The organism is Kitasatospora sp. NPDC059599, assembly GCF_042735125.1.
Lineage (GTDB): Bacteria > Actinomycetota > Actinomycetes > Streptomycetales > Streptomycetaceae > Kitasatospora.
This window is the reverse complement of sequence record NZ_JBHWCL010000043.1, coordinates 1-12036: the sequence shown is the minus strand read 5'-3', so window position 1 is coordinate 12036 and position 12036 is coordinate 1. Positions and strand designations below refer to the sequence as shown.

The 12036-nt window shown below is 74.7% G+C and carries 10 protein-coding genes; 6 read left to right on the top strand and 4 right to left on the bottom strand.

What is annotated here, in order from left to right; translation table 11 throughout:
- Positions 1-182 precede the first annotated feature (182 nt).
- Together ACFV04_RS17340 and ACFV04_RS17335 are read right to left on the bottom strand one after the other, a co-directional pair.
- Complete coding sequence (locus tag ACFV04_RS17340) at positions 183-1364, bottom strand: globin domain-containing protein (protein ID WP_380529866.1); 1182 nt, start codon at positions 1362-1364, stop codon at positions 183-185.
- A 117-nt stretch (positions 1365-1481) separates the two neighbouring features.
- Positions 1482-1949 carry an RrF2 family transcriptional regulator gene (locus ACFV04_RS17335; RefSeq protein ID WP_380347896.1) on the bottom strand — a complete coding sequence of 156 codons (468 nt, stop codon included), beginning with the start codon at positions 1947-1949 and terminating at the stop codon, positions 1482-1484.
- 394 nt (positions 1950-2343) lie between these two features.
- Between ACFV04_RS17335 and ACFV04_RS17330 the strand changes: the two genes are divergently transcribed.
- From ACFV04_RS17330 to ACFV04_RS17320, 3 genes are all read left to right on the top strand, one after another.
- Positions 2344-3954, top strand: coding sequence for a beta-propeller fold lactonase family protein (locus tag ACFV04_RS17330; RefSeq protein WP_380529864.1), 1611 nt, complete (start codon positions 2344-2346; stop codon positions 3952-3954).
- A gap of 170 nt (positions 3955-4124) precedes the next feature.
- Positions 4125-4760: a transcriptional regulator gene (locus ACFV04_RS17325; RefSeq protein WP_380347900.1), complete on the top strand. Its 636-nt coding sequence runs from the start codon at positions 4125-4127 to the stop codon at positions 4758-4760.
- A 137-nt stretch (positions 4761-4897) separates the two neighbouring features.
- Positions 4898-6028, top strand: coding sequence for an aminotransferase class I/II-fold pyridoxal phosphate-dependent enzyme (locus ACFV04_RS17320; protein ID WP_380529862.1), 1131 nt, complete (start codon positions 4898-4900; stop codon positions 6026-6028).
- Between the two features lie 89 nt (positions 6029-6117).
- Here the strand turns inward: ACFV04_RS17320 and nagB are convergent, their stop codons facing one another.
- On the bottom strand, positions 6118-6900 hold the full coding sequence (gene nagB / locus ACFV04_RS17315) for a glucosamine-6-phosphate deaminase (protein ID WP_360267757.1): 783 nt from the start codon (positions 6898-6900) through the stop codon (positions 6118-6120).
- Between the two features lie 267 nt (positions 6901-7167).
- Positions 7168-7575: a hypothetical protein gene (locus ACFV04_RS17310; protein ID WP_360267759.1), complete on the bottom strand. Its 408-nt coding sequence runs from the start codon at positions 7573-7575 to the stop codon at positions 7168-7170.
- 510 nt (positions 7576-8085) lie between these two features.
- Between ACFV04_RS17310 and ACFV04_RS17305 the strand changes: the two genes are divergently transcribed.
- From ACFV04_RS17305 to ACFV04_RS17295, 3 genes are all read left to right on the top strand, one after another.
- Positions 8086-8847 (top strand): serine/threonine protein kinase, encoded by a 762-nt coding sequence (locus ACFV04_RS17305; RefSeq protein WP_380529860.1) that lies wholly within the window; start codon positions 8086-8088, stop codon positions 8845-8847.
- A gap of 140 nt (positions 8848-8987) precedes the next feature.
- Positions 8988-10436 carry a serine/threonine-protein kinase gene (locus ACFV04_RS17300; protein ID WP_380529859.1) on the top strand — a complete coding sequence of 483 codons (1449 nt, stop codon included), beginning with the start codon at positions 8988-8990 and terminating at the stop codon, positions 10434-10436.
- Between the two features lie 91 nt (positions 10437-10527).
- The gene (locus ACFV04_RS17295; RefSeq protein ID WP_380347910.1) at positions 10528-11628 is read left to right on the top strand and encodes a calcium:proton antiporter; all 1101 of its coding nucleotides are present in this window, start codon (positions 10528-10530) and stop codon (positions 11626-11628) included.
- Positions 11629-12036: the final 408 nt, after the last annotated feature.

The following is a 12036-nucleotide window of genomic DNA, read 5'->3' as shown; positions in this document are numbered from 1 at the left end:
TCCCTCCAGTCGTGCGGCACCGGCCCGCTCGTGATCGTATCGAGCGGACCGGTGCCGTGGGGGGAACTCGCCGTCGTGGGCCCGGAGTCAGCCGCGGGCCCGGGGATCAGGACCCGCGGCGCCGGTCCGGGGGATCAGGACCCGCGCCCCCCGGACCGGGGATCCGGCCGGGGCGCCGGTGATCAGGCGCCGAGCCACAGGTCGGGGCCGAACACCTCGTAGTGGATGTCGGCGGCCGGGACGCCCGCCGTCAGCAACTGCTCGCGGACGGCGCGCAGGAAGGGCAGCGGGCCGCAGAGGTAGGCGGTGGTGCCGGCCGGCACCTCGACGGAGGCGAGGTCGACGAGTCCGGTGCGCTCGGCCGGCCACTCGCCGAGCGGCTGCTCGTAGAAGACGTGGGCGGTGGCGTTCGGCAGCTCGGCGGTCAGCCGGGCCAGGTCGGCACGGAAGGCGTGGTCGAGCTGGTTGCGGTCGCCGTGCACCGAGACGATCCGGCGGGTGGAGCCGGCGGCGGCCAGGTGGTCGAGCATCGCGGTCATCGGGGTGTTGCCGATGCCGGCGGAGGCGAGCAGTACCGGGCCGTCGCCGTCGGCCAGGAGGACGTCGCCCATCGGGGCCGAGAGCTCGACGGTGTCGCCGGCCCGCAGGTGGTCGTGCAGGTGGCCGGAGACCTCGCCGCCCGGTTCGCGCTTGACGCTGAAGCGCAGCGCGCCGTCGGCCCGGCCGGAGAGGCTGTACTGGCGGATCTGCCGGGCGCCGTCGGGCAGTTCGGTGCGCACGGAGACGTACTGGCCGGGGCGGGACGCCGGGACGGGGCGGCCGTCGGCCGGGCGGACCAGGTAGCCGGTGACGGTCTCGGTCTCCTGGTGGCGGGCCACCACGGTGTACGGGCGCCACAGGTCGTCCGGGTCACCGCCTGCGGCGGCCTCGGTGCGCAGCCGGTTCTCGACGGCCATCAGGGCGTTGGCCATCAGCCAGTACACCTCGTCCCAGGCGGCGGCGACCTCGGGGGTGACGGCCTCGCCGAGGACCTCCACGATGGCGGCGAACAGGTGCTCGTGGACGATCTTGTACTGGTCGTCGGCGATGCCGACCGAGACGTGCTTGTGGGCGATCCGGGCCAGCATCGCGTCCGGGCGCTGGTCCGGGTGGGCGACCAGGGCGGAGGCGAAGGCGGCTATCGAACCGGCGAGGGCCTGGCGCTGGGTGCCGTTGGCCTGGTTGCCCCGGTTGAAGAGGTCGCGCAGCAGCTCGGGGTGGGCGGCGAACAGCCGGTCGTAGAAGCGCGGGGTGATGTCGCCGATGGCGGCGCCGACGACGGGCAGGGTGGCCTCGATGACCTCGGCGGACTTCGCGGACAGCATCAGTGGGGCTCCTAACTGGTATCTGAGATTCGCATTAAAGGCCGCGCGGTGGCGCGCGACCCCGTTGGGGGCGGGTCGGTCGGGTGGGGCGGGGGTGGAGCGGTGGGTGGGGCGGGGTCAGCCGGCGGACCCGGTGGCGGGAGTGCCCGGCGGTCGTGCGGTGAGGCTGAGCAGGACCGGCCCGGTGGGCGCGGCCACCAGGTCGTCGATGCAGAGCGGGTCGAGCGTGGCGAAGAACGCCTCCTGGGCGTTGCGCAGCGCCCCGCGCAGCCGGCACGCGGCACGCAGCGGGCACGGCGGGTCGTCCTCGCAGCCGACCACGTCGCCGACGCCCTCCAGCTCCCGCAGCAGCAGTCCGAGCGAGCCGGTCCGCCCGGCGAAGGTGAGCATCAGCCCGCCGCCGCGACCGCGCCGAGCCTCCACCACCCCGAGGTGCTGCAGGCGGCTGACCACCTTCGCCGCGTGGGTGTAGGGCACGCCGACCGACTCGGCCACCTCGCGGGTGGTCGGGTTGTCGCCCTCCTTCAGGACCGCCAGTCGCATGGCGATCCGGAGGGCGATGTCGGTGCTCTTGGTCAGCCTCACGTTCGAAACGCTATCGAATACGACTCCACAACTCCAATTTTCTGCACGCCCCTGATCGGGCCGGTCCCGTCGGCTGCCCCGGTGAACCGGTCGAATCTGAACAGTTGGCGACATTAGTGGTCACCCGCTGACGGGCAGTCAGCACGGCTTCTACGCTTCGTGCGGCCCCGGGCCCGCCCCGCGCGTGGCGCGGCGCCCCGGGCGTGGCGCACCGCACCGCCCGTGCGGCCCGGTACCGCAGGTGCGGCCGGGCACCGTCGACCCCGCACGTGACGTACCGCACAGCCGCACCACCCGCACCACCGGCACCACCGGCACCACCGCACAGCCGCACCGCCGACCGAACGGAGAGACCGTGAGAACACGCCGAGCACCCCGCCGGACCCTGACGGCCGTGACCGCGATAGCCGCGGCCACGGCCGCACTGCTGTCCCAGCCCGGCACCGCCCGGGCCGCCGCACCACCGCCGACCGTCACCGCCCAGGTGCCGGTGGCGCCCTACCCGGCCGGTGTCGCGCTGACGCCGGACGGCGGCCACGCCTACGTCACCAGCCAGAGCACCGGCACCGTCAGCGTGCTGGACACCGCGAGCGGGACGGTGACGGGCAGCTTCACCGACGGCTCCGGCTCCTACGCGGTCGCCGTCTCGCCCGACGGGCACCGCGCCTACCTGACGCACCACCTGGACAACACGGTCAGCGTCGTGGACACCGCGTCGAACACCGTGACCGCGACCGTCCCGGTCGGCGCCCAGCCCTGGGGCCTCGCCCTGTCGCCCGACGGCGCGCGCGCCTACGTGAGCAACGCCGCCGCCAACACCGTGAGCGTGCTGGACACCGCGACGAACACCGTCACCGCGACCGTCCCGGTCGGTGCCGAGCCGCACGGGCTGGCCGTCTCGGCGGACGGCAAGCGGCTGTACGTCGCGGCCTCCGGGGACAAGGCGGTGAACGTCGTCGACACCGTGGGCAGCGCGGTGAGCGCCACCGTTCCCGTCGGCCACAGCGCCTTCGGCCTCGCCCTCAGCCCCGACGGCAGCCGGCTCTGGGTCGCCGACGGCGACGACAGCACCGCCGCCGTGATCGACACCGCGGCGAACGCGGTCCTGGGCACCGTCGCGGTCGGCTCCGGTCCGTACGCCGTCACCCTCGCCCCCGACGGCTCGGCCGCGTACGTGTCCGACTACGCCGACAACACGCTGAGCGTGGTGGACACCGCCGCCCGGACCGTCACCGCGACCGTCCCGGTGGGTGCCAGCCCGTACGCGCTGGCGCTGACCGCCGACGGGCGGCACGGCTACCTGGCGGACTTCACCGGCGGCGCCGTCCAGGTGCTGGACTTCCCGCTGCCGGTGCCCGCCGTGACCGCGGTCACCCCGAACGGCGGCTCCGGGACGGGCGGCGTCGCGGTGACCGTCACCGGCACCGACCTCAACGGCGCCACCGCCGTGACCTTCGGTGCGGCCGGTGCGGCCGCCGCGTTCAGCTGCACGAAGACCAGCTGCACCGCGACCGCCCCCGCCACCACCGTGACCGGTCCGGTGGACGTCCGGGTCACCACGCCCGGCGGCACCAGCGCGGCCGTCGCCGCCGACCGCTTCACCTACACCGCGCCCAGCGCCCACCTGGGCGTGGCGCTCACCGCGACCCCGGTGACCCAGCTGCTCGCCAGCCGGGTCGACTACGTGGTCACGCTGACCAACCAGGGGCCGGACCCGCTGACGGCGGCCGCCGTGGCCGCCACCCTGCCCGCCGGGCTGACCTGGAGCTCCACCGACTGCACGGTCGCGGCCGGGAAGCTCACCTGCGCGCTGTCCGCACCGCTGGCCAAGGGGGCGACCGCCGTCCGGCACTTCTCGGCCAGGGTCGGCCTGCTCTCGCCGATCCGGAACTGGGACGTCACCGTGGCCCGTTCGGCCGGCACGCCCGCCGACCCGGCTCCCACCACCAGCCGGGACACCCGCAGTTGTGCCAGCGTCCTCGGGCTGACGGTCACCTGCAAGTAGCACCCGCGTCCGTCCGGGCGCCCCGGGTCCGTCCTCGGACCGCGGCGCCGGCCCGGACGAGGGTGTGAGCACGGACCTCGGGCCCCGCCGGCAACCCGGCGGGGCCTCCGCCGTCGACGGCGCCGGGACCGTGCTGGACGAAGTGTCCGATCTGGACGTACAGTCCAGACATGCCCTCGGAAAACCCCGACCCCCGGGTGCGGACCTTCGCCCCGGTCTGCCGCGCGGTGGCCCTGCTGCTCGGCCCGTACGCCGAGGTGGTGCTGCACGACCCCGCCACCGACCGGGTGCTCGCCATCTGGAACCCGATGACCCCCCGCGCCCCCGGCGACCCGTCGATGCTCGGCGAACTCGACGAGGTCGACCCCTCCGCCCCCGACGTCTACGGCCCGTACGAGAAGTCGCTGCCCGACGGCCGCCGGCTCTCCTCCGTCAGCGCCGTGCTGCGCGACGACGCCGGCCGGCCCACGGCGGTGCTCTGCGTCAACCTCGACCGGGGCCCGCTGGAACAGGCCGCCGCCCTGCTGGCCGGCTTCGCCGCACCCAGCGCGCCACGCCCCGAACCGCTCTTCGAACGGGACTGGACGGAGCGGATGAACGACGTGATCGGCGGCCGCGTCCGCGCGCAGGGCCGTCCGCTGGAACGCTTCACCCGCGAGGACCGGCTGGCCGTGCTGCGCGAACTCGACGAGGCCGGGGTGTTCGCCGTGCGCCGCGCCGTTCCCGTCGTCGCCACCGCACTGCGGATCTCCCGCTCCACCGCCTACAGCCTGCTCGCCGAACTCAAGCACCCCGCGGGGCCCTGAACCCCACGCGGCCCTGAACCCCACGCGGCCCTGAACCCCGCGGGGCCCTGAACCCCGCAAGACCCGCGACCCCCCGCAGGACCGCACGCCCCGCAGCCCCCCGCAGCCCCCCGCGGGCCTCAGGAAGGAACCGCCCCGTGCCCCAGCTCCCCGACTTCCGGCTCGAAACCCACCTGTCCCGCTGGGAGTTCACCGCCCCCCACCACCTCACCGCCTCCGACGCCCAGACCATGACGATGGCCGAGCTGCTCGCCCTGGCCGGCCCCGAGGACCGCGAGGCCTGGGACACCCTCGCCCTCGGCTACACCGAGACCTACGGTGACCCCGGGCTGCGCCGGGCCGTCGCCGGGATGTACGAGCGGGTCGACGCGGACGACGTGATCTGCTTCGGCGGCGCCCAGGAGGGGCTGAACCTCGCCATGCGGGTGCTGCTCGAACCGGGCGACCACGCGGTGGTGGTGACCCCCAACTACCAGTCCGCCGAGACGATTCCGCTCTCCCTGTGCGAGGTCACCGGCGTCGCGCTGGACGAGCGGCGGGACTGGGCGCTGGACCTCGACGCGGTCGAGGCGGCGCTGCGCCCGAACACCAGGGTGGTGTCGGTCAACTTCCCGAACAACCCCACCGGCGCGGTGATCGGCGCCGCCGACTTCGCCCGGCTCGTCGAACTCTGCGGCGGGCGCGGCATCCGACTCTTCTCGGACGAGGTCTACCGCGGCCTGGAGCGCGACCCGTCGCGGACCCTCCCGCAGGCCGCCGACCTCTCCGAGCGCGCCCTCTCGCTCAACGTCACCTCCAAGTCGCTCGGCCTGCCCGGCCTGCGGATCGGCTGGATCGCCTGCCGGGACCGGGAGTTGCGCGCCCGCCTGGAGCGGGCCAAGCACTACGCCACGATCTGCAACTCGGCGCCGAGCGAGGTGCTGGCCCGGATCGCGATCACGGCCCGCGAACGGATCCTGGCGCGCAACCGCGGCATCATCGCGGAGAACCTGCCGCTCTTCGACGCCTTCTTCGCGGAGTTCGCCGACCGCTTCGAGTGGCGCGCCCCGGACGGCGGCTGCGTCGCGTTCCCGCGGTACCTCGGGGCGGACGGCGTCGAGGACTTCTGCGCCGGGCTGGTCGAGCAGGCGGGCGTCATCCTGCTGCCCGCGAGCATCTTCCGCTCCGAGCTGACGCCCACCCCGGCCGACCGCTTCCGCATCGGCCTCGGCCGCCGCGACCCCGGTCCGGCCCTGGAGGCCTTCGCCGGCTGGCTCCGCAAGCACTGACGCCCGCCGGGGCCCACGACCGGGCCGCGGCGCCGGCCACCGGGGTAGCGGTGGCCGGCGCCCCGGCCGTCACGGGTGTGCGGGAGCGTTCAGAGCTTCTGCCAGGCCGGCTTGGCCGCGTAGGTGTCGCGGAAGTAGTCGGCGAGCTTGAGGCGCGAGGCGGCGGCCTCGTCGACCACCACGGTGGCGTGCGGGTGCAGCTGGAGCGCGGAGGCGGGGACGACGGCGGACAGCGGGCCCTCGACGGCGAGCGCGACGGCTTCGGCCTTGGCCTCGCCGGTGGCGAGCAGCACCAGGTGGCGGGCCTCCAGGATGGTGCCGATGCCCTGGGTGATGACGTGGTGCGGGACCTCGTCGATGCTGTCGAAGAAGCGCGCGTTGTCCTCGCGGGTCTGCCGGGTCAGGGTCTTGATCCGGGTCCGGGAGGCCAGCGAGGAGCAGGGCTCGTTGAAGCCGATGTGGCCGTCCGTGCCGATGCCGAGCAGCTGGAGGTCGACGCCGCCGGCCCCGGCCAGCGCCCGGTCGTAGGCGGTGGCGGCCGCGGCGATGTCCGTCGCGTTGCCGTCCGGGCCCAGGAAGGAGTCCTCGGTCAGGCCGAGAGGCTCCACGACCTCGCGCAGCACGACCGAGCGGTAGGACTCCGGGTGGCCGGCCGGCAGGCCGACGTACTCGTCCAGCTGGCAGACGCGCGCCCGGGAGGCGTCCAGCCGGCCGTCGCCGACCCGCGCGGCGAGGGCCTGGTAGATCGGCAGCGGGGTCGAGCCGGTCGCCACGCCGAGCAGGGCGTCGGGCTTGTCGGTCAGCAGATCGGTGATCGCCGCGGCGATGAGCTCGCCGGCCGCTGGGGCGTCTGGGACGATCACGATTTCCATACTGGGTCCACCGTTCTGAGGCGCGTCTGAGGTCTAGACCTCCGAGGTCTAGACCAGTTTGCCGTGAACGGGTGCCCCAGGTCCACCCGGGGCCTGGTCGGAGCCGGTCTCCGGGCCCCTCGGCGCGGGACGCCGAAGGGCCGGCCGCCGGGAACGGCGGTCCCGGCGGCCGGCCCCGAGCGGGGCGCCGACCCGGCTCGTCCTGCGCCTACCGTCCGGTCGTGCGGACGGAGCGTGTGCGTGTGCTGCCCGTCGAGGGCCCCGCGATCAGAACGGGTTGGTACAGGTGGTGACCTGCTTGGTCGCGTCCAGCGCCGGGCCGGCGGTGGCGCAGATCATGCGCAGGTCGGTGGTGACGACGCGCGGGGTGACGGCCTTGGCGGAGCCGATCCGCACGGTGGTGGCCGAGGCCGCGGTCTCCCAGGGGCTGCCCCAGGCGGCCTGGGTGCGGACCTCGACCTTGACGATCGTCAACTGGGCCGGGTCGGCGGTGACCTGGGCGACGCCGACGACGCCCTCGCCGTCGGCCTGGTGCGAGATGCAGGGGCGGTTGAGCACCGTGGCGCAGGCCACGGCGTCGGTCTCGGACGTTGCCGTGGCGGCCATGGCCGGGCCCGCCGCCAGTCCGGCGATCCCTGCCACCGTCACCAACACAGCTGCGATCCGAGTGCGCATGATGCGAACCTCCTTGGAATTTAAGGGAATCTCACTCCTTGGGATGAGTGTTGCACACATTGTGGACGTCGCGTGTGTGCGTTGCGTCACACTCATGGTGACCATTCAACTACATACCGCAACCGTTCGCCCAGTGTTCGATATCCGGACAGCTTGCGGCCTGACGGACGATCAGTTCGTGGTCGGCGAAGCGCAGGTCGTCCCGTGCGGAGCCGGTGTCGCGCCACGGACCCCCTGACGGTCGGGTGGTGCCGGTGCGGACGGTGCCGGAGGGGCGAGGCGGGTCCTGATGCCCTCGGTGTCACGCTCCGGGAGCCGCCTGCTTGACCGTCTCTTTGATCATTCTTTTGCTCACCGTGTCTGCTTCGTCGCCCGGTGGGGGCCGGATCGGGCGGCAACCGCCGGTGCGGCGATCCCGGTCGGCGGTGTCCCTCACCCGTCCGAGTGGCGGGAGTGCCGCCGGGCGGAATCGGGCGGATACCATCGACCCGATCCCACGGAGGTGGCTGCGTGGACACGGTCATCGTGCAACTTCCCTGCCCGGGGCGCGAGATGGCGCCCGGTGCAGTGCCCGCCCTGCTGCGGATGGGCCCCGGCGAGGCCGCGGTGTTCGGGCGCGGCGAGCCCGGCCGGCCGGCCGCCATCCCGCTGCCCGACCAGGGCGTCTCCCGCCGCGCGGGCGAGGTGGTCGCGGCGGAGGACTACTGGCGGCTGTCCAACTTCAGCACCTCCGCCACCTACGTGGTGGAGAACCTGGAGGGTGCGGGGGAGCACGTCAAGGTCGCCCCCGGCCGGCTCGGCGCACCCGTACCGTTCGAACTGTCCCGGGTGCTGCTGCCCGCGCTCGGCGAACCCGCCTCCTTCAAGGTCTTCGCCCCGCAGCACGCCTACCTGGACGGCGGGCCCGGCGGCGCCGACGGCGAACGCACCGTCAGCCCCTTCGCCCTGGACCCGACCGCCAAGTACTTCCTGGTGCTGCTCGCGCTCTGCGAGCCCCGGCTCCGCTCGCCCTCCGCGGCCGCCGTCCCCGGGGTGACCGAGGTGCTGGCCAGGCTGCGCGCCCTGCCGTCCTGCCGCGGGCTGACCCGCTCGGCGGTGAACTACCACATCGACTACCTGGTGGAGACCAAGCTGCGGCTGCGGGAGCCGTACGAGGAGGGCCCCGGCGGCGGCAAGCGCGAGGAACTCGCGGCGCTGGCCCTGAGGTTCGACCTCGTCCGGGAGGAGCACCTGGCCCTGCTCCCGCCCCGTCGTGCGGCCACCCGGCCGTGAGGCCCGCCGCCGGGCCCGGTCCGGGGCCGCCGGAGGGGCCGGCGGACGAACCCCGGGACGAACCCCGGGACGAACCGTCGGACGAACCGTCGCCGGAGCGGACCCCCGGGGGTCACCGGCTGCACGACCGGCCCTTCCGGGTGCCGGACGGCTACCCGATCGCCGGGTACCGGCTCGGCGCCCTCCTCGGCGCGGGCGCCTGGGGCAGCGTCCACGCCGCCGAGGGGCCGGACGGCGCCCCGGCCGCCGTCAAGCTGCTCGCCGCCGCCCGGTTCAGTCCGGGCCAGCGCCGGACCGTGGCCCGGATGGCCCGCAGCGAACAGCGTTTCAGCCGTCGCGCCGACCACCCGCACCTGATCCGCACCGTCGCCGTGGTCACCGTCGAGGACCCGGACCACCCGGACCTGGACGGCACCGTCGCCCTGGTGATGGAGCGCGCCGCCCGCAGCCTGCAGGACGTGCTGGCGGTGGCCCGCCCCGGCACCGCGGTGCCCGGCGCCGAGCGCGTCCTCGCCGAGGTCTGCGCCGGGCTGACCCACATGCACCGGTCCGGCTGGGTGCACGGGGACCTGAAACCGGCCAATGTCCTCCTGATGCCCGACGGCACCGCCAAGATCGCCGACTTCGGCCTCACCGCCGAACTGGAGGGCACCCACGCGTACGCCCCGCCGCTGGGCTCGCCCGACCACGTCCCGCCCGAGTGGTGGTCCCAGCGCACCGGCGCGCGCGGCGTCGCGGTGCGCCCCAGCGCCGACGTCTGGGCCTTCGGCGTGCTCGCCCACCAGCTGCTCACCGGCGGACTGCACCCCTTCCTCGGCGCCACCGCCCGGGCCCGCTCGCTGGCCGCCCAGGCGTACGCCCGCGGCGCGGCCCCGCTGCGGTTGGACGCGGCGCTGCCGGCGCGCTGGTGCCCCGTGGTCACCGCCTGCCTCGCGCCCGGCCGGGAGGAACGGGCCCGCACCGACCTCGCCGCGCTGGTCGCCCGGGCCGCCGCCCGTCCGGTCCGTCGCCGCCGCGCCGCCGTGCGGGCCGGAGCCGGCCTACTGGCCTGCGCGGTCACCGTCCTCGCGCTGACCGGGGGACCGGAGCCCGCCGGGCCGGGCGCCCACCGGGGCCCGCCGCCGCTGCCCGGCGCGATCCCGGCCGGCTCGGACGTCCCGGTCGCCTACCGGGGCATGATCGTCGACGCCGCCCGGCGCTGCCCCGAACCGGAGGTCACCCCGGTGCTGCTCGCCGCGATGCTCAAGGCCGAGAGCGGCTTCGACCCGAACGCGGCCCGCCCGGAGACCGGCGAGTACGGCATCGCCATGTGGACGCCCGCCGTCTTCGACGCCTGGGCCAGGGCGGCCACCCACGCCGGACCCAAGTCCTACCTGGACCCCGGCGACGCCATCGCCGCGATGGGCAACTACGTCTGCTGGCTGGACCAGCAGCTCAAGCACGCCGGCTACACCCGCGACCTGCCGGCCCTCGTCTCGGCCGCCTACCGCACCAGCGACAAGACCGTGGAGGCGACCGGCGGCGTCCCGGACCGGGTGCGGGCGCACGTCGACACGGTGCTCCGGTACCTGGCCGAATACGGAGGGTGAGGGTGCGAACCGGGGCGAGTCGTGCCAGATCCCCACGTATCCCGGCGCGGGCACGCGGGTGACCGGCCCCCGGTCTGGGATCCTCGGCGGCATGATCACGAAGCTCCGCGCGGCGGCCGCGCAATGGACCGTCGTCGTTCCGGTGGTGTCGTTCGTCGTCCTCGCCCTGACCTGGCACGAGGACCTGCCCGGCTGGGTGGTGGGCGTGGTGGCCTGCTTCCTGATCGCGGCCGTGCTAGCCGCCGTGCACCACGCCGAGGTCATCGCGCACTGGTCGGGGGAGCCGTTCGGATCCCTGGTGCTGGCGGTGGCGGTCACCGTGATCGAGGTCGCCCTGATCGTGACGCTGATGGCCGACGGCGGGGACAAGTCCGCCACCCTCGCCCGGGACACCGTGTTCGCCGCCGTGATGATCACCTGCAACGGCATCCTCGGGTTGTCCATCCTGGTCACCGCGATCAAGTACCGCACCGCGGTCTTCAACGCGGAGGGCACCGGCGCCGCGCTCGCCTGCATCGCCACCCTCGCGACCCTCAGCCTGGTGCTGCCGACCTTCACCACCAGCTCGCCCGGCCCGCAGTTCTCGACCACCCAGCTGGCCTACGCGGCGACCGCCTCGCTCGTGGTCTACGGACTGTTCGTCGCCACCCAGACCGTCCGGCACCGGGACTACTTCCTGGCCGTCACCCCCGAGGGTCGGGTGCTGGACGAGGACGACCACGCGAGCCCGCCCACCCTCCGGGCCGCCGGGGTCAGCCTGCTGCTGCTCGCCGTCGCCCTGGTCTCGGTGGTCGGCCTGGCCAAGGGCGTCTCGCCGACCATCGAGAAGGCGGTCGACGACGCCGGGCTCCCGCACGCCGTCGTCGGCGTGGTGATCGCCATGATGGTGCTGCTGCCGGAGACCATCGCAGCGCTGCGCGCGGCCGTCCGCAACCGGGTGCAGACCAGCCTCAACCTCGCCCTCGGCTCGGCGCTCGCCAGCATCGGCCTCACCATCCCGGCGGTCGCGATCGCCTCGACCTGGCTGTCCGGCCCGCTCGTCCTCGGCCTCGACCCGGCACACATGGTGCTGCTGACCCTGACGATCGTGCTGGGCATCCTCACGGTGATCCCGCGCCGGGCGACGCTGCTGCAGGGCGCGGTGCACCTGGTGGTGCTGGCGGGGTACGTGGTGCTGGCATTGAACCCGTGACGGCCGGTCGGCCGTAGTCCGGGGTGGAAGCCCCTGGCCCGTTCCCCCGTGCGCCAGGGGCTTCCGGCGTTCCCGTGCCCGGCCGGGCGGGGCCGGTGGCGTGGGGCCGGTGGGACGGACGGTGTGGACGGGATGCACGGTGCGGATGGTGAACCCGGGACGGTGGTCCGACCGTAGACCAGGGTGAGGGCCCCCGGCTCACCCCCGTGGCCGGGGGACCTCACCGTCGTCGGCGGCGCCGTCGGCCGTGGCTCTGTGGGACCACGGGCGCCGCCGAACGCCGGAGCCCCCGGGCCCGCAGCTGCTCGCGGTCCGGGGGCTCGGTCGTGCCGCGGCTCGGACGCGGCGGGTGACCGGGGCGCGGTGCGCGCCCCGGCCGGGCCCGGGGCCTCCGGGAGGGTGCCCCGG